A 16,086-nucleotide genomic window follows, 5' to 3' on the forward strand; every position below is an offset into this window, starting at 1 on the left:
CTGCCAAGCATTTACCTTCAGCCTGAAAAAGCGGGAACGGATAAAATCAATTCCCGCTTTTTCTTTTTTCCCATTCACTTCTGAGAACTCCATAGATGGAGGAATCCCTCCAAGCACCTTTCACGAAAATATCCTCACGCAGTGTTCCCTCTTTAACCATTCCTATTTTCTCCAACACCCGCTGGGACGCTTTGTTCTCAGGACTGCTCAGCGCTGTGACACGATGGAGTCCACAGTGGTCAAAACTGTAGGCCAGCATCAGCCCGCAGGCTTCTGTCGCGAATCCCCGCCCCCAGTAATGGTGATGAATAATGAAACCAATTTCACCTACTCCATCCCAGTCCTGAATGTTCAACTCTATATTTCCAATCACATGGTGGTCCGCTTTTACCACGATTGCAAATACATAACGGGAGCGGTATTTCTGCCGGGCATCAATCAACACCTGACGGACAAAAAATTTACTATCTGTTTCTGTATGAGGCCCCCAGGGCTGGTATTTAACCGTATCCGGGTCCGAAGCATACGGATGGAATTCCGCCCAGTCCTCCGGGAGAACCTCACGGAGATAGAGACGTTTCCCCTCCGCTGTCACTTGAATCCCCCGACCATCCGCGGGAGTCGGCTCAAACGGCACTTTTCTTTTGGTCATGCGTTTGTCCTGAACGCATCCATCCAGGCTCCTGGATGTTCCTTCACTAAAAATGTACGGACTCCTTTAATCGTATGAAGATAAAGAAAGCCCGATCCCTGCGAAAAAGCTTTATAGGAGACATCATGCACGTCTTTCCGTTCGAGTATTTCATCCGGGCATACGACCGAATCCTCGTATAACTCCAGACGTTCCTCCCTCTCCTCATAAACCTGCTGATTGTTACGAATGGTCCTTGTTTTTACAATGATGGGATGAGCACAAATCACACCAATCGTCCCTTCTCTATTTTTTCTGTCTCCATTATACACGACTCCTGTCCTTTTACAGCATGGAAGTATTTCTGCTTTTCATCCTCTTTGATTTGTATTAGGATGATAAAGGTGTTTTTGAACAACCTAAGAACAACTGGAGGAACATGAATCATGACAAATCGTAATAAAGGCATTGTATTACTGCTTATATCAGCGTTTGGTTTTTCCATGATGGCTGCTTTAGTCAAGCTGTCCGGAGACGTTCCAACGGTACAGAAGACCCTTTTCCGAAACCTCGTTTCCGCCATTATCGCTTTTGGATTTGTGCGTTACAATAAAGAGCGCCTGTTCGGAAAAAAGGAAAACCAGAAGCTTCTGCTTTCCAGGTCTGCGCTCGGAACAATCGGGATGGTCCTGTACTTCTATGCCATTGATAACCTCGTGCTGTCCGACGCTGATATGCTGAATAAACTGAGTCCGTTTTTATTAATTATATTTTCTGCCATTTTCTTAAAGGAACGAACACGCCCTTATCAAATCGCCGCCATCCTTGCCGCCTTTGCAGGGACACTCCTTATTATTAAGCCGGCCTTTTCACTGGAATTCATCCCTTATGCGGCCGGGTTGTTCTCTGCAGTGTTTGCTGCCGGAGCCTACACGCTGCTCCGTGTGCTTGGAGACAAGGAGAAATTTTACACCATTGTGTTCTACTTTTCCTTTTTCACAACGGTAAGCCTGCTGCCGTTCACCATCGCTTTTTATGAACCGATGTCAGCGAAGCAGTGGGTCTATTTGCTGGGAGCGGGTGCATTCGCTACTCTCGGGCAGTTCGGCCTGACGATCGCCTATAAATTCGCTCCGGCACGTGAAATTTCCATCTTCTTCTACTCCACGGTCGTTTACTCGGCATTGATCAGCATCCTGCTGTTCGGCCAGATCCCCGACTTGTTGAGTGTCGCTGGTTATCTCACTATATTTGGTGCTTCCCTTTACATGTTTTTGAAAAACAATAAAGAAGCAGCAAAACAAGCCCAAGCCTCCTGATTAAAAAGAGGACGGAAGGATGATAACAAATCCCTCCGTCCTCTTTTTGTTTTCAATCCCCGCTGTCTCCTCCGTCTCCGCCATCTGACCAGTCTGTATACGTATAAAACGACGGATGACGTTTTGTCTCATGCAGGTGCGTCTTTGGCTGACTCCTTTGCGGATGTCGTCGAAAGAATAGAATAACCACAGTGAAAAAGATAAGAACACTTGCGATCCCGAGTACAGTTTCCCACATTTTTCCCACTCCCTTTTCTATCATTACGTATCATCACCTTTTTCGTTTCAAAATTTTAACAATTCATGGACACTTTTCACTCCATTTGGTATATTAAAAAGATTCATACAAAGGAGAGAGATTTATGATCCCTGAAAAACTTAAGCATGGGGATGAAATACGCGTCATTTCCCCATCCAAAAGCTTGTCCATCGTCGCTCCCGATCAGCAGGAACTTGCAGTACATCGACTCAGGGACATGGGTTTTACCGTCAGCTACAGTAATTACGCAGCGGAAGCACCGGCGCTTCTATCCAATCCTGTAGAACACAGAATTTTAGATATTCACGAGGCTTTCAGGGATCCTCACGTCAAAGCTGTCCTGACGACTCTTGGAGGGTACGACAGCAATCAACTTCTGAGCCACCTGGACTATGACCTGATCCAGGCGCACCCTAAAATTTTCTGCGGGTATTCGGATATTACAGCCTTGTCAAACAGCATCTATCAGAAAACAGGCCTGGTCACCTACAGCGGCCCCCACTTTTCCACTTTCGGAATGAAACAAGGACTGACCTACACGTTGGAACATTTCCGCACTATGTTCACGACGACCGCTGCCATAGACATAGAGCCTGCCGCTCACTGGAGCGATGATGCGTGGTACCTCGATCAGGAGGATTGTACGTTCTATCCCAACCAGGGTCCCGTTGTGATTCATGAGGGCCAGGCATCCGGAACCTTAATCGGCGGGAACCTTTGTACGTTCAATCTGCTGCAGGGTACTGCATTTATGCCGGAGCTTGCGGGTACGGTCCTCTTTTTAGAGGATGATGAACTGTCCAATCCGGAGACATTCGACCGCGACCTGCAGTCCCTGATCCATCAGCCTGGATTTGATCAAGTCCAGGGCCTTGTGATCGGCCGGTTCCAAAAGGCGTCGAACGTAGACCTTCCGACATTAACGGCTGTCATCGAAAGTAAACCGGAGCTTGCATCCCTACCCGTCATTGCGGATGCTGATTTCGGCCACACCAGCCCGATCTTCACCTTTCCTATTGGAGGACATGTCGAGATAAAGGCTGAAAGAGAGCAGGCCCACATCCGCCTGCATCTATAAAAAAACCACTCCTGCCAGAGTGGTTTTTCAATTATTAGACGAGATCGTATAAGCGGTACACCTGTCCGTTGGTAACGTCCTGCTGCAGTAAATTCATCAACACATCTGCCACTTCCTGTGGAGAGCGAAGAGCATTTTCTTCCTTCATCTTTTTGAATTTGTCCACATCAGCAAACGCAGATTCACTGGAAGAACGGATGTCCTGCTGCATATCCGTATCCATGACCCCCGGACTAAAGGCTAGGATCGTATGGCCGCTGCCCTCCTGCTCAAGAGCAAGGGTTTCTGTAAAACGATTTAAGGCAGCCTTGGAGCTGCTGTACACACTCCATCCATGAATACTCTTTTCCGCAGCGCCGGATGTTATCATGACAATGCCCAGCTTGACACCGGTCTCAGACGCTGCCGGAAGCAGCTCATTGATGAGCAGAATCGGAGCTGTCAAATTGATCTGCATGTGCTTCTGTACCGCTTCCGCGTCAAGATTCCCTGCTGTTTCAATTGGCTCAACGACACCGGCGTTATTGACGATGTATACGAATTCCGTCTGTGCATGAAAAGCTTTTTCCTTAACTACGGCGGCGGCTCTTTGTAAGTCCGCTGTATCATTCAAGTCCGCCGGAATATGCTCAAAACTCCCCGTTTGTTCATCCTTGAGTGAAGAAAGCTTTTCATTTCCTGAACGGGAAATCCCTAAGACGTGGATGCCCTGCTTCATGAATTTTTCTGCCACCGCTTCCCCCAGTCCACGGGAAGTACCAGTAATAATAGCGTATTTCATTGAGGATCCTCCTTCTCTCTTCCTATAATAATAGGAGCCTTCCATGCTCCTTATCTACAGCCGGCTCTGCTTTACATCGCACTTTTCAAGCGATATGATGAACAAAGCAAATGTGTACGTATAAAGGAGCCGATCATGAAGTATTTCTTTCTCTTCATTATTTATGTTGTGGGCCTGGTCGTGTCAAGTCTCGGCCTTGCCTTAATAATAAAATCCGGCCTCGGCGTCGGTCCCGGCGACAGTATTGCTGTTGGTTTATCCATGCATTTACCTGTCACGGTCGGAAGTGTGATGATTGCAGCTTTTATCATCCTCCTTCTCGTCAATGCCAGGCTTGAGCGGAAACGGCCGCAGTATGAATCGTTAATTCCGATCATCCTGCGCGGCCGGACCCTGGATCTGTTTTTATATGGATCATTGGAAAACCTGGATGTGCAGGTGTGGTGGGGCCAGTGGGGGATATTCACCCTCGGTCTTCTGGCAGCGGCTGTCGGTATTTCCATATACCTCCGTACCCCTTTCCCACGCATCCCTCTCGATCATTTCATGATGATTATGAACGAGAAAACCAACCAGTCCAAAAGCTCTGTCCGGATTTTTTCCGAGTCAGGCATGGCGCTGATCGGCTTTTTACTGGGGGCACCTGTAGGGTTCGGGACCTTGATTGTAGCAATCCTGCTCGGCCCGCTCATCCAACTGACCTTCCAATGGGCCCGTCCCATTGCCAGGCTCTGGTCAGATCCAGAGAAACATGCTGCACAAAAAGCGTGATGCTCTCATCACGCTTTTTGTGTTTTATTTTTCAAATGATAATTGTGTGACCCCTGTTTCTTCAAGTTTCCGGCCGATTTCTTCTTCAATTTTCATCCGCTTCTCCATCTGTTCTTCTGTGAGCTTATCTCCAAGAGGACCATAGATGTTGGTCAATTCCTTCTCGGAAAGTTTCTCCACAAGCTTGTCCCAGAAGCTGAATTCATCATACTCTTCCACATGGGTATCCATCAGTTTGGATTCATAATCCACATCGAGATCGTGGACCCCCAGCTGCTCGTGATGCGTAACCCTGTCTTCCAGGCCGCCCTCTTTATATTTTGATAAAACGGCTTCGCGGACGTCCTCAAACTGCTCATCCAGTTCCATTTTCGTTGAGTTGACCATCCATGTTCCAAGAAACACCGCTTCCACTAGTTTTTCATATTGGTCCTGCGTTAATTCCAGTTTTACATTCGGCACGATTCCCGCCCCTTTCCTTGATTTCATCTGCATTATAGCATACGTGAAACCGCTGCACACAAAGAAAGCCGGCAGCGCTCCGGCTGCCGGCAGATTTTCTTTTATTCAGCTGCTGCTATAGAGAAAAGACACGCCTCTTCCGGAAGGCCTGCATCCTGTTCATAGCACTTTTGAAGCGTCCGGGTAACCGGCCCCGGTGTACCATCAGCTATGGTCAGCTCATCCACCTTCAAAATCGGCATGACTTCTGACGTACTGCTGGATAGAAAGACTTCATCCGCGTCCTGCAGATCTTCTAAAGAGAACGTCTCTTCAACGAACTCGATCCCTTCCTGGTCACAGAAAGCTTCTACACGCATTCTTACACAGCCGTGAAGGATGTTCTTTTTAGGAGGATGGGTATAGACCTTTCCGTCCTTGACGAGATAGGCATTGGATGAACTGCACTCCGTCACTTCCCCATCTTTATGAAGAACAGCTTCATAACAGTCCTTCTCTTTGGCCGCTTGTTTAGCCAGCACATTCCCAAGCAGGTTCAGACTCTTGATGTAGCACCAGTCCCAGCGTACATCATCATGGGAAATGGTGGTCACACCATTTTTCAACTTCTCCTCCGGTCTTGGGAGATCTTTCACATAGGCGTAAAGGTTCGCTTCAATACCATCAGGAAAAGCATGATCCCTTGGAGCGGACCCTCTTGTAATCTGCAGGTAAACCTTGGCATCACCGGTCACCTTGTTCTTTTCAAGCAGCTCATCAAGCTTGGCATACAAGTCCTCTTTCTTATAAGGAACCTGGATCTTTATGGCTGCTGCGGAACGATACAGCCGCTCCACATGCTCATGAATTAAGTAATAGCGGCCGCCATATATACGGATGACTTCATAGATACCATCCCCGAACTGCAGCCCGCGTTCTTCAAACGGATAGCTCAGCTCATCCTGTCCGACAAAATCATCCTGCGTCAAAATATGGTTATACATTGTCATTCTTTACCTCCTTGGCATTCCATTACAGATTAAGAACTAGTTTAACAGAAAACGCGTGCCTTATGTTCTTTCTTCTGTAAATCTTTCTGAACTACGAAAAATAAACGGCGCACACCCTTGGAACAGAAGGGCAGATGCAGCCTTCCTTCCTAAGAACAGGGTATGCGCCGGTTTTACTGGATGTTTGGTTCTATTTGAATAACTGCTTCCACCACGGGGAGGTGATGCGGTTTCCGTTTCCCGTCCTTCTTTTTCATTGGATAAAAAGCTACATGAAGATCCGTGAGTGATTCATCATAATGGAAGTCCTCAAACTGCACGTAACGGAATGTAGAAAAAGTGCCCTGCACGATACCATCGGTTTCTGTATTATACGTCGTTCCATTGGAATCCACGGCTTTCACGAGAAATTCGATTTCCCCGTCTTCCCGGAGCCAGTCCTCGCCTTCCTGGTTAATCAGTGCCCGTTGGTCTTTGTACCACATGCCGAAATACAGCCCGGTCGAATCGTTACGACTGTAGAGCTTGGTGACGCGGATGCCGTTCCCCAATTCAGTGACGCTGTCTGTTAACGGCTGAGGATGCTGCCTGGGCTCGTCCATCATCGGATACAGACGGTCTTTCGTAAGGCCGTTCAATTCCCGGTTGTCAAAGAAAAACACGACCGCAAGCGTAAGGACAGCAAGAAAACCTATGATTGCCAGACGGACGTTACGCATGATGACACCCCTTCTGAAAACGCTCTATTATTTCCTTATTATAGCAGATCCTGCGCCCTTTTCATGAAAAAAACTGCCCTTTTTCAAGAGCAGTTTTACACTTACACATATTTTTTCTGAACTTTTTTACCACTGTAGCTGAAAATCACATCGCGTCCTTCCACCTTCGTTTCCATATGAACCGGACGCCCCCACAGCTGGTAGACATAAGGAAGCGTCTTTTCCAAATAACTGACGTCCAGCTCTACATCTTCATAATGATGCTTCAAATAAAGCTCTCCGCTTTTTACATAATCCCCGTCCTGGACGGTTAAATACGGAAAACCACCGTTCACTCTCATCGTTACAAGCTGATCCCGGACGGCTTCATGGTCTTTATCCGTAATTTTATATTTCTGTCCTTGTTTCTGAAACAAGTATAAATCTTCCCGCCGGACGAGCTCTTTCGTTAAATAGTTCCGAATAAAACTTTGATCGGATTCAATCTCCCTTACTTCAAACATCTTTTCCCGGCCCGTTCCCGGAACAACCCCGTGCTTTTTCATCTCTTCTGAAGGATTGTCATAGCGTTCTTCGATATCTTCAAAAATCTTCAAGCCTAAATAATAAGGGTTCAACTGGGTTTTGGAAGGCTGGACAACACTGGCATTCAGTTTCGCAAATTCGATCGACTCATCGCTTGTCAAATCCATTTCACGTAAGATTCTCGCATGCCAGTAGGAAGCCCATCCCTCATTCATGATCTTCGTTTCGAGCTGAGGCCAGAAATACAGCATTTCCTCCCGCATCATCGTCAGAATATCCCGCTGCCAGTCTTCAAGCTCCCGGCTGTACTGCTCAATAAATAAGAGCAAGTCCTTCTCGGGACGAGGAGGAAACTTTCTTTTCTTTTTAAAACGCGGCTGGTCTTCCGAAGAGGATTCATCAATGTTCCATAAGTCATCGTACTCGGTAAGCGCTGCTTTTTCCCCGCTGCTTTCCTCATCATCCACCGACCACGCCAGCTTCGGTCTCACTAGAGAGGGGTCGATATGTTCCTGAATGGCAAGAACCGCATCCAGGAAGGATTCCACTTCTTCCTTGCCGTACAGCTTGTCATAGGCGGCAATCCGTTCCGCTGTAGCGGCCATGCTTTCAACCATGTCCCTTTTCGTATTTTGAAAACGGGCGTTGTTTTTAAAGAAATCACAGTGCGCGAGAACGTGGGCGACAATCAGCTTATTTTGAATCAGGCTGTTGGAATTAAGTAAAAACGCATAACAGGGGTTGGAGTTGATGACGAGTTCATAAATTTTACTGAGCCCGAGGTCATACTGCAGTTTCATTTTGTAATATTGCTTACCAAAGCTCCAGTGGGAAAAACGCGTCGGCATACCGTAGGCACCAAAGGTATAAATAATATCATCAGGACAGACTTCATAACGCATCGGGTAAAAGTCGAGCCCGAATCCCTTGGCGATTTCGGTAATTTCCCGGATCGCGTGTTCGAGCTTTTTCTGGTCATCTGGTTTCAAAGATGCCCCCTCCTTCAGTTTCGCTTACCTTACTATATGAACAGGAAAGAGCGAACATGAAGGTTACGGCCATGTTATATCAGCCCGTCATAGAATTTTAGCCATCATATATTCATCCATCAGCTGCCCGTCCACCATCAGCGTTCCCTGCTTTGTCCCCTCTTTTATGTATCCGTGTTTTTCATAAAAGCGGACAGCCCTTGTGTTTGCAGTCATCACGGTGAGCTCAAGACGGGAAATTCCATGATCCTTGGCCCATGTTTCCACATGATGGAACAAAGCATCGGCCACCCCTTTCCCCTGCACCCTTTTTTTCACACCGGTAACTAGGCGGGCCGTGTGCCGGTTTCTGGGTGCCGTCCCCCCAAGTACCGTGACATGTCCATTCCATCCATCCTCATCTTCAGATAGAAGGAGCTGTGACGCCGGATGTTCGGAACAATGCTGAATCAACCCCTTCACACGGTCGAGCGTCCATGAGCGTTCACCTCTGCCATAAAGCAGGAAGTCCGTCTCTGCCTCAAGCTCTGCAATCAGGAGCTTGTATCGTTCTGAATCTTTTTCCTCAGCTTCTCGAATCATACGCTTTCCCCCCGTAGTGGTTTCCCTTCAGCTTAACAAAAAATACCACCGGAATTCTTTAGGGAAACAAAAAAAACCAGCTTTCCCGAAGGAAGCTGGTTCATTGTTTATGAGCGTTCATCAGGAAAGATGCGGTCGACCATTTCGCCGAATTCACGGAAAAATCCCTGCACCGGTTCCCCGTTATCAACGTCTTCTACATAGTTGTTCGTCAAATCGACGAAATCAGGGTTTGTGGAAATGTACACGTTGTTAATATCCTGATCGGAACCCTTCACCGCTTCTTTGATCTGTTTTTCCATTTTGTCAGAGACCTCATTTTTATCTCCTTTTGGATTATCCAGTTCAGCGGCGACATAGGCGTTATCCCTCGTTTTTAGAACATAGGCCCGATCGACCCCGTCCACATTTCTGATAATGCGGTTGGCAGCATCTTTAGCTACATGATAGTTCGTGTTATGGACCATACCGCGGTCATTGTCATATTGATTCGCTTTTTGGCCTTCCTGATACATGTTGTCGGCCTCGCGCTCAAAACTTGTATTTTCAACCCCATTGTAGTTACCGTCATTGCCGGCTTCCTGTTCCGCCTGACAGGCGACAAGAGAACCCGCTGCTAATAACCCAAGGGCAAGTGTCTTGATCTTCATTGGTATTCCTCCTTTCCGTTTGCTTTTAGTATGTGTGTCCAAAACGCAAATATGCGGTTGTAAAATCAGCCATAAGAAAACCCAGATCCTTGAAGGACCTGGGTTTTCACTCAAACGAAAGGAAGATTCCACCATATATGTATAAAGATAAGATAGGCGGTAAGGATAGCATTAACAAACATTAAAAACACCGGCACAAGTTTAAAGATCTCCTCCGTTTTCTTATAGCTCATTCTCAGAACGATAAAACTGCCCGCAAGCAGAAGGTACAGGCCGATGAACCACACCCAGACATACGATGTATCACCGTTCCATCCTGCTTCATAACCGATTCCATAGACAAGCCAGGGGGCTAGAAAAGCCAGGATCGCAAGGATCAACATACGCTGGCTGCTTTTTATGTAATACAGCGAAATGGCGGCTCCTGCCACCGCTGAACATCCAATCACTTCACTGATCGTAATCATCACTCTCTGAGCACTGTCAGCTTCAGCTGTAACGAAGCTCAAAAATAAAAATAAGCTGAAGGCGGCCATAAGTCCCGTATGCGCATAAAGCTGCTGTTTCTCCGACATCCGAACGTCTCCCTCCGTAGATATAGCAAAAACTTTCCATACCATCATAACAAAATTTCCATGGATCTGCGGAAGAAAAACGCATTTTTATGTCGAGCCTGGAAGAACTGTGACGATCTTTCAGTGTGGGGAAAGCGGTTGGCGGAAATACTAAAAACACTTCTTTCATAAAGGAAGTGTCAGCGATGAATACGTACGATTATGATAACGCTCTGCATTATATGATCTGGGGGCAGTGGGATGATCTGCTTGTCCTTATGGTCCGGACCAATGATGAATTTCTGTCCAAGAAGATTGAAACCTTTCTCCACGCCTGTTACTACCCGAGCAGACATAAAGACCGCCTGCATTCACACGAGGCGCTGCTCAGCTATATCGATCATGCACAAACATCAACAATTGAAAGCTTTTCCCTATAAAAAACCGCAGAACTCATTTCTGCGGTTTTCTCCTATTCCTTCTTATCCGCCCGTCTGGATGTGCTGAACGGTGACCGGCGATGAATCCTCCAAGACAGTCGTGAACGTACGTGTCCATGCCTCTGTGATGGCATCGCTGTTCGGACGCTGCGATTCGTCCACCGGAACATACACCATAACGGGTTGAACACCGCAGGGACCAGCTTCTTCCGCAAACGCCTGCATAAATGACTCAACCGCCGCCATTCCTGAGGAGTTAAGAACAGAGGTCTGCCCCGCAGGATGCTGCAGAGCCCCAACGATTTTTCCGGAGCTCTGCTTCTTCATAACAGGAAACACCGCTTTAACAGGAAGAAAAATCCCCTGGACATTCCGTTCATATGTACGCTGCCACTCCTCTACGGTTACGCTTTCCAAAGGGCCGGAATCCTCAAAATGGGTATGAGTCACCAGGACATCCACCCCGCCGAAAGCATTGCAGGCCGCCTGGACAACATGTTCCATATCATTTTCTTCTGTCACGTCTGCCTGAAAAGCGAGTACGCGGGCGGCACCCTTCTGTTCCAATACTTCCTTCAAAAGAAATATATCCTCCGAATAACCAGTTACTGCAAGTGAAGCACCTTCGGCAGCCAGTTGAAGAGCCGCCACCCTGCCCAGGCCTTCTGATGCTTCGGTCACGACTGCTATCGTATCTCTTCTCATGGTTCACGCCCCCTTTATGACCTTCACGATCCCTTTTCCTTGTTCTTTCCATATTTTTATCATATCAAACCACCCGGACCACATGCTCCATATTTACAGAAGATTCACAAAGACCCCCGATTTGAAATATATGAATTGAAACAGTTCATAATTCCATGTATGATAAGCGGAGAGGTGTGGCCCATGAATGGATTCGAAAAGAGGAAAGAAAGAAAAAAGCGCAGCATCCTTGATGCCTCCCTCTCCCTATTCTCCGAATATGGAGTGCAGAAAGTCAGCATTCAGGAAATTGCTGCGAAAGCCCAGGTTTCCCAGGTGACCATATACAATTATTTCGGTGGTAAGGATGAGCTCGTATTCGAAACCATCAAGAAGTTTTTTTACGAGCGGTTTGAACAGTTCCGTCTCATTGTCAGAAACCCTGACCGGAGCTTTAAGGATAAAATCAACCACGTCATTCTTGAAAAGAAGGAGAACATTCTGCATATGGATCCAGGCTTTCTCCAAACCGTCCTGACGGATCACCCCGGAATTCAGGAGTTTGTTCAGTCCTTTACCCAGAATGAATCCATCCCCCTGTTAATGGAACTTATTGAACAAGGGAAAAAAGAAGGGGACGTACACCCGGACATCTCCTTCCGATCGGTTCTATTCTTCATTAATGCTTTTTATCAGGCCCTGCAGTCTGCAGATCACCTGTTTGATGAATCGATTACAGCCTTCACAGAGGAAATCACCCACATGTTCTTTTACGGACTTGCCGGCGATCAGAACCAGCGCATAAATCAATAGAACACCATTAGAAAGGCTGCCATCACTTCGAAGTGATGGCAGCCTTTTTGCCCCCCCTTAATAACGGAGTCGTTCAGCTTTTTAACGCCATTTTTTCACATACCACTGAATCAAATCGTTGACACGGCTGCCAAACAATTTCTCTCTCCAGTACAGATCAGAGGTCTGGGACACGACATTATTGCGGGCTGGGTACGGGTGAATAATGTTGGAGATCGACTGGAACTTTTTATTCAGCGCCTGCACCGTTCCAACCTCCTGCATCCACTCGCCGGCCCCTTCACCGACCGCGTGGGCACCGACAATTCTCCCCCTGCTGGTGGTGAGGATTTTAACTAAGCCTGTGGTGTTCCGTTCAGCCATGAACCGGTCATTATTTTCCAGCTTCGTCTTAAACACCAGCAGTTTATCGCCGTATTTTTCCTGTGCTTCCTTCTCTGTAAGTCCCAGGTGGTAAATTTCAGGAGTAGTGTAAACCACCCATGGGATTTTTTCGTAAGAAGCTTTACGGGAAAGGCCGAGAACCGCGTTGGACACAGCGATTTTCCCTTCCATTCCAGCGACATGGGTGAACGGCATGGACCCGTTGCAGTCTCCTACGGCATAGATATGAGGCTGTGTCGTCTTTAACGAAGCATTGACGGCCACCGCTCCTTTTTCTGTCTGCACACCGGCATTGTCCAAACCGAGACGATCGGTATTTGCCTTTCTCCCTGTCGCAACCAGGAGCTGCTCCGCCTCCAGCGTATTTTCTACACCATCTTTTGTATAGAAGACCTTGACTCCGGCCTGGGTCTTCTCGATGCGGTCTGCCTTGGCGTTCGTCAGGATGCTCAATTCCCGGGAGGCCGTCTGCTGGGCTGTCCCTGCAATTTCCTCATCTTCATTAGCGAGGATTGTGTCATTCCCTTCCAATACAGTCACGTCCACACCGAGCCGGCTCATCGCCTGGGAAAGTTCAATACCGATAATTCCTCCGCCGATGACCACCATGGATGCCGGGCGCTTCCGAAGGGAGAATATGGTTTCGTTCGTTAAGTATTCGACATCATCCACCCCTGGAATCGGAGGGATAAAGGGAGAAGATCCTGTTGCAATGACGATCCGCTTTGCGGTAATTGTTTTCCCGTCTATGTTTAACGTATGAGGGTCCTGAAAAACAGCTTCGGCTTCATACAGGTCGATCCCCATATCGATAAAGCGGTCTTTAGAATCATGGTTCTGTACGTCTTCCACTGCTTCGGCAACCCGGTCCATCGCACCGCTGAACAGACGGTCGTAGTCCTCAGAAGAGAAGGTTTGATATTGAGAGGTCGTGTGGACCTCTTTCGCTGCTTGAATGAGGGCCTTGGACGGCATACATCCGTAATGAAGGCAGTCCCCGCCAAGCTGCGACTTGCGTTCAATCAGGGCTGTTCTGGCGCCGAAGCTGGCTGCTCCTGCGGCGACGGTAAGACCTCCCGAACCGCCTCCAATCACCGCAATCTGATAATCATAATCCATCGTCTATTTCCTCCTCATGCTTTCGTAATGTTCAGCGATTCCGTTCATCCGCTTCCTGTTGACGCCCATATCCGAATACCCGGTCCGGGACGCAGAACGGAAATGAATTACCTGCTGATCCTCATCAAAATAAAATTCCACATCATCCTTGAATTTCATCCATTTGGACTTTACGATGCTGTGGATATAATTTTCTGTTTCCGTTTCAACCGTTGTTCTCTCCATCTGATGGAGGACTTCCTTTATGACCTGCTTAGAGGTTTCCAAATCCTCGGAAAACGGAAGAGGATCCATCTTTTTATCCTGTTGATCCGTCTGTGTCGACACACAGTTCGGAGATGATGGACATGCAGCCAGCTGTCCGTCTTTGACACCTAGATACGGTTTACTCATCAAAATTCCTCCTTTTTCTCACACTACCTCTATATTCACTCAAAATACAATAAAAAAACACTCCCGAATAGATCAGAAGTGTTTTTCCGTGAGATGGCATACTTTTTTTAATCATTGAGCGGCTTTTATGGAACAGGAGCGCTTTCGTTTTCATGGCCTGTTCCACCGGTCCCAGCCGTATCCGAAGACCGTTCCTTTTGGTGAAAATCATAGGCTTCTTTTCCAGGAAGCAGCTCCGGTTTTTTGTCCAGCTGGTCCATGGGAGACGGTCTATCTATGGAATTCTGCGGTTCTACCTTCGGATGGACAGGGTCTGTATCAGGGAGATCTTCGGAAGTTTCATGGGGTTCCTTTCCGCCTTCGGATGCCGGTTCTCGGTAAAAGGATTGTATGATTTCTTTATCCGTGTCATCGATGGTTTCCGGGATACTCTCTGTGTCTTCGTCTGGATGCTCCTCGTCCGTGAGCCTCTCAGCCATCCACTCATTGGCGGACAGATCCTCTTTTTTAGCCTGCCTGCGCCATTCGTCGGGGATGAGATAGGCTGCAACGGTCATCCGTGTAGATTCCTCGTTCAGCGTACCTTCCATTTCTTCTAAGTATTGGTGATCAAAATCCGATTCCAGATAGCTGATGCCGATGAGAACCTGATTCCCCTCATGAACATAGCCTTTATCCCTGCTGGTTTGGATCAGGTTCATCGTAACTTCTGAAGCATCTTCTTTCTTCCACTCCGAAAGAAGCGCGACAATTTCCTCCGCCTCAGCGTTGTTCGGTTCGATATCAAGCACCTGCATCCGCTCATTCAACTTCAGTTCAACACTTGGGTTGATATCTATATTCATATAGGCAAAGGCCTGATTACTGCCATGCCAGGAGTATGCGGGTATTATAACCATTAGAAAAAGCAGAGCCGCCACGACGGCTTTTGTATAACGATACTGCAGCAGCTGTGACCACTGCCGGGCCGCTTTACTTGAGGGGATGGTTTGAAACTGGACTTCCGTCCCCACTTCTGCATGAGCAATCGTAACAGCCCGGTAAAAGCGGCCTTCATTCGTCATGACAATCATATACTCTTTCTTACGCTCCATGACAATGCCTGTTTTCACATGCCCACTCCTTTCAAATAATCCTTAAGATATATATAATCCCCCTTAAAGATGAGAACGAGAGCAATGATAAACTTCCGGTTTCTCTCCAGCGTCTTCTTACTGACATCCACTCGTCCGACTAAATCCTTGATGGGAAGACGTCCCTTTTCAAGCACCTGCATGCGGAGGTCATAATCGTCGTAGACGAGGCGGGCCACATGAACCGCTGATTCCCGGGCATCTCTATGTTTAGGAGAAACCTCGATCAGTTCTTCAAAGGAAAGCTTATACCGCTTCAGGTCCTGCTGAAACTCAAGAATTTCCTCTCTGCGGTGCCAGGCTTCCGTTTCCAGTTGATGACGCTCTCTGGCTGCCGAAATTTCCAATGGATTTTCCATCTGTTCCTCCTCGTGGAAATCCTCATCCAGCGAGGTGACCGGCGGACGCTTCTGCTCATTGCGGATGTAATCAATCACTTTCCGTTTGATCACAAGCCTGGCAAAGGAAAGAAAGGAACTTCCCTTGGCCGAAGAGTAGGACTGAATCGCTTCATTGAAGGCGAGCAGTCCGATACTGAATTCATCATCCCGGGCGGGGTCTATATATCTTTTACATACTTCAGAGACACTTTTGGCGATAAAAGGTTGATACTGTTTAAGCATTTCGTTTCTTGCTTCGTCATCTCCCTCTTTTGCTGACGCGACTTGAGCGTCCAGGGAGGCGTCGTTTTTGTGAAAAAGACGTTTGATCAACCTTTACCACCTCCAGCCTACTAATGTTTTCGTATAAATCCGTCTATTTCTGGGTGTTTATTTATAAATTATTTCATTTGTGTTACAGATCTGTATCA

Annotated in this window: 21 protein-coding genes; 5 read left to right on the forward strand and 16 right to left on the reverse strand. The window is 47.5% G+C overall.

The annotated features are described in order from the left end of the window. Positions 1-46: 46 nt before the first annotated feature. Positions 47-652: a GNAT family N-acetyltransferase gene (locus GLV97_RS12650; protein WP_202410637.1), complete on the reverse strand. Its 606-nt coding sequence runs from the start codon at positions 650-652 to the stop codon at positions 47-49. Beyond that, the gene (locus tag GLV97_RS12655) at positions 649-963 is read right to left on the reverse strand and encodes a hypothetical protein (RefSeq protein WP_202409543.1); all 315 of its coding nucleotides are present in this window, start codon (positions 961-963) and stop codon (positions 649-651) included. Before GLV97_RS12655 ends, GLV97_RS12650 begins: the two co-directional genes overlap by 4 nt. Positions 964-1,077: 114 nt before the next feature. On the opposite strand from GLV97_RS12655, the gene GLV97_RS12660 reads away from it, so the two are divergent. Continuing rightward, a complete protein-coding gene (locus GLV97_RS12660) occupies positions 1,078-1,950 on the forward strand; it encodes a DMT family transporter (protein ID WP_160834810.1) in 873 nt (290 codons plus the stop codon). 52 nt (positions 1,951-2,002) lie between these two features. Here GLV97_RS12660 and GLV97_RS12665 read toward each other — a convergent pair whose 3' ends face one another. After that, a complete protein-coding gene (locus GLV97_RS12665; protein ID WP_160834809.1) occupies positions 2,003-2,188 on the reverse strand; it encodes a hypothetical protein in 186 nt (61 codons plus the stop codon). A 124-nt stretch (positions 2,189-2,312) separates the two neighbouring features. Here GLV97_RS12665 and GLV97_RS12670 point away from each other — a divergent pair, with 124 nt between their 5' ends. Further along, positions 2,313-3,287 carry a S66 family peptidase gene (locus tag GLV97_RS12670; RefSeq protein WP_160889787.1) on the forward strand — a complete coding sequence of 325 codons (975 nt, stop codon included), beginning with the start codon at positions 2,313-2,315 and terminating at the stop codon, positions 3,285-3,287. A gap of 34 nt (positions 3,288-3,321) precedes the next feature. On the opposite strand, the gene GLV97_RS12675 is transcribed toward GLV97_RS12670, so the two are convergent. Next, positions 3,322-4,068, reverse strand: a complete 747-nt coding sequence (locus GLV97_RS12675; RefSeq protein ID WP_160834807.1) for a (S)-benzoin forming benzil reductase — start codon at positions 4,066-4,068, stop codon at positions 3,322-3,324. A gap of 135 nt (positions 4,069-4,203) precedes the next feature. On the opposite strand from GLV97_RS12675, the gene GLV97_RS12680 reads away from it, so the two are divergent. Next, complete coding sequence (locus tag GLV97_RS12680) at positions 4,204-4,839, forward strand: YczE/YyaS/YitT family protein (protein ID WP_160889788.1); 636 nt, start codon at positions 4,204-4,206, stop codon at positions 4,837-4,839. A 24-nt stretch (positions 4,840-4,863) separates the two neighbouring features. On the opposite strand, the gene GLV97_RS12685 is transcribed toward GLV97_RS12680, so the two are convergent. The 7 genes from GLV97_RS12685 to GLV97_RS12715 all read right to left on the reverse strand — a co-directional run bounded on the left by GLV97_RS12685 (position 4,864) and on the right by GLV97_RS12715 (position 10,330). Continuing rightward, the gene (locus tag GLV97_RS12685; RefSeq protein ID WP_160836416.1) at positions 4,864-5,301 is read right to left on the reverse strand and encodes a hypothetical protein; all 438 of its coding nucleotides are present in this window, start codon (positions 5,299-5,301) and stop codon (positions 4,864-4,866) included. Positions 5,302-5,402: 101 nt separating this feature from the next. Then, positions 5,403-6,290, reverse strand: a complete 888-nt coding sequence (gene dat / locus GLV97_RS12690; RefSeq protein WP_160834805.1) for a D-amino-acid transaminase — start codon at positions 6,288-6,290, stop codon at positions 5,403-5,405. 173 nt (positions 6,291-6,463) lie between these two features. After that, positions 6,464-7,009 carry a hypothetical protein gene (locus GLV97_RS12695; protein ID WP_160889789.1) on the reverse strand — a complete coding sequence of 182 codons (546 nt, stop codon included), beginning with the start codon at positions 7,007-7,009 and terminating at the stop codon, positions 6,464-6,466. Positions 7,010-7,110: 101 nt separating this feature from the next. Further along, positions 7,111-8,523, reverse strand: coding sequence for a SpoVR family protein (locus tag GLV97_RS12700; RefSeq protein WP_160834803.1), 1,413 nt, complete (start codon positions 8,521-8,523; stop codon positions 7,111-7,113). Between the two features lie 87 nt (positions 8,524-8,610). Next, a complete protein-coding gene (locus tag GLV97_RS12705; RefSeq protein ID WP_160889790.1) occupies positions 8,611-9,105 on the reverse strand; it encodes a GNAT family N-acetyltransferase in 495 nt (164 codons plus the stop codon). Positions 9,106-9,212: 107 nt separating this feature from the next. Beyond that, positions 9,213-9,755 (reverse strand): YhcN/YlaJ family sporulation lipoprotein, encoded by a 543-nt coding sequence (locus GLV97_RS12710; RefSeq protein ID WP_160841682.1) that lies wholly within the window; start codon positions 9,753-9,755, stop codon positions 9,213-9,215. A gap of 110 nt (positions 9,756-9,865) precedes the next feature. Beyond that, on the reverse strand, positions 9,866-10,330 hold the full coding sequence (locus GLV97_RS12715) for a hypothetical protein (RefSeq protein ID WP_160834800.1): 465 nt from the start codon (positions 10,328-10,330) through the stop codon (positions 9,866-9,868). 185 nt (positions 10,331-10,515) lie between these two features. Here GLV97_RS12715 and GLV97_RS12720 point away from each other — a divergent pair, with 185 nt between their 5' ends. Next, positions 10,516-10,749 (forward strand): YhdB family protein, encoded by a 234-nt coding sequence (locus GLV97_RS12720; RefSeq protein WP_160834799.1) that lies wholly within the window; start codon positions 10,516-10,518, stop codon positions 10,747-10,749. 42 nt (positions 10,750-10,791) lie between these two features. Here GLV97_RS12720 and GLV97_RS12725 read toward each other — a convergent pair whose 3' ends face one another. Beyond that, the gene (locus GLV97_RS12725; RefSeq protein WP_160834798.1) at positions 10,792-11,454 is read right to left on the reverse strand and encodes an SDR family NAD(P)-dependent oxidoreductase; all 663 of its coding nucleotides are present in this window, start codon (positions 11,452-11,454) and stop codon (positions 10,792-10,794) included. 183 nt (positions 11,455-11,637) lie between these two features. On the opposite strand from GLV97_RS12725, the gene GLV97_RS12730 reads away from it, so the two are divergent. Next, complete coding sequence (locus tag GLV97_RS12730) at positions 11,638-12,246, forward strand: TetR/AcrR family transcriptional regulator (RefSeq protein WP_160834797.1); 609 nt, start codon at positions 11,638-11,640, stop codon at positions 12,244-12,246. A gap of 81 nt (positions 12,247-12,327) precedes the next feature. On the opposite strand, the gene GLV97_RS12735 is transcribed toward GLV97_RS12730, so the two are convergent. The 4 genes from GLV97_RS12735 to sigI form a co-directional block, all read right to left on the reverse strand. After that, positions 12,328-13,749, reverse strand: coding sequence for a dihydrolipoyl dehydrogenase family protein (locus GLV97_RS12735; protein ID WP_160889791.1), 1,422 nt, complete (start codon positions 13,747-13,749; stop codon positions 12,328-12,330). A 3-nt stretch (positions 13,750-13,752) separates the two neighbouring features. Beyond that, complete coding sequence (locus GLV97_RS12740; RefSeq protein WP_160841688.1) at positions 13,753-14,142, reverse strand: DUF1499 domain-containing protein; 390 nt, start codon at positions 14,140-14,142, stop codon at positions 13,753-13,755. A gap of 125 nt (positions 14,143-14,267) precedes the next feature. Continuing rightward, entirely contained in the window at positions 14,268-15,254 is a 987-nt protein-coding gene (locus GLV97_RS12745) for an anti-sigma-I factor RsgI family protein (protein WP_160889792.1), read from the reverse strand. Next, positions 15,251-15,988 (reverse strand): RNA polymerase sigma factor SigI, encoded by a 738-nt coding sequence (sigI, locus tag GLV97_RS12750; RefSeq protein ID WP_160834793.1) that lies wholly within the window; start codon positions 15,986-15,988, stop codon positions 15,251-15,253. Before sigI ends, GLV97_RS12745 begins: the two co-directional genes overlap by 4 nt. Positions 15,989-16,086 lie beyond the last annotated feature (98 nt).

It is taken from the genome of Halobacillus litoralis (genome assembly GCF_009856355.1).
In the GTDB taxonomy this organism is placed as follows: Bacteria; Bacillota; Bacilli; order Bacillales; family Halobacillaceae; genus Halobacillus; species Halobacillus litoralis_B.

What these genes read in the sequence shown, in the direction of transcription:
- GLV97_RS12650 (WP_202410637.1), bottom strand. Translation starts at nt 652, where the DNA reads ATGACCAAAAGAAAAGTGCCGTTTGAGCCGACTCCCGCGGATGGTCGG.
- GLV97_RS12660 (WP_160834810.1), top strand. Translation starts at nt 1,078, where the DNA reads ATGACAAATCGTAATAAAGGCATTGTATTACTGCTTATATCAGCGTTT.
- GLV97_RS12665 (WP_160834809.1), bottom strand. Translation starts at nt 2,188, where the DNA reads ATGTGGGAAACTGTACTCGGGATCGCAAGTGTTCTTATCTTTTTCACT.
- GLV97_RS12670 (WP_160889787.1), top strand. Translation starts at nt 2,313, where the DNA reads ATGATCCCTGAAAAACTTAAGCATGGGGATGAAATACGCGTCATTTCC.
- GLV97_RS12675 (WP_160834807.1), bottom strand. Translation starts at nt 4,068, where the DNA reads ATGAAATACGCTATTATTACTGGTACTTCCCGTGGACTGGGGGAAGCG.
- GLV97_RS12680 (WP_160889788.1), top strand. Translation starts at nt 4,204, where the DNA reads ATGAAGTATTTCTTTCTCTTCATTATTTATGTTGTGGGCCTGGTCGTG.
- dat (WP_160834805.1), bottom strand. Translation starts at nt 6,290, where the DNA reads ATGACAATGTATAACCATATTTTGACGCAGGATGATTTTGTCGGACAG.
- GLV97_RS12695 (WP_160889789.1), bottom strand. Translation starts at nt 7,009, where the DNA reads ATGCGTAACGTCCGTCTGGCAATCATAGGTTTTCTTGCTGTCCTTACG.
- GLV97_RS12705 (WP_160889790.1), bottom strand. Translation starts at nt 9,105, where the DNA reads ATGATTCGAGAAGCTGAGGAAAAAGATTCAGAACGATACAAGCTCCTG.
- GLV97_RS12710 (WP_160841682.1), bottom strand. Translation starts at nt 9,755, where the DNA reads ATGAAGATCAAGACACTTGCCCTTGGGTTATTAGCAGCGGGTTCTCTT.
- GLV97_RS12715 (WP_160834800.1), bottom strand. Translation starts at nt 10,330, where the DNA reads ATGTCGGAGAAACAGCAGCTTTATGCGCATACGGGACTTATGGCCGCC.
- GLV97_RS12720 (WP_160834799.1), top strand. Translation starts at nt 10,516, where the DNA reads ATGAATACGTACGATTATGATAACGCTCTGCATTATATGATCTGGGGG.
- GLV97_RS12725 (WP_160834798.1), bottom strand. Translation starts at nt 11,454, where the DNA reads ATGAGAAGAGATACGATAGCAGTCGTGACCGAAGCATCAGAAGGCCTG.
- GLV97_RS12730 (WP_160834797.1), top strand. Translation starts at nt 11,638, where the DNA reads ATGAATGGATTCGAAAAGAGGAAAGAAAGAAAAAAGCGCAGCATCCTT.
- GLV97_RS12735 (WP_160889791.1), bottom strand. Translation starts at nt 13,749, where the DNA reads ATGGATTATGATTATCAGATTGCGGTGATTGGAGGCGGTTCGGGAGGT.
- GLV97_RS12740 (WP_160841688.1), bottom strand. Translation starts at nt 14,142, where the DNA reads ATGAGTAAACCGTATCTAGGTGTCAAAGACGGACAGCTGGCTGCATGT.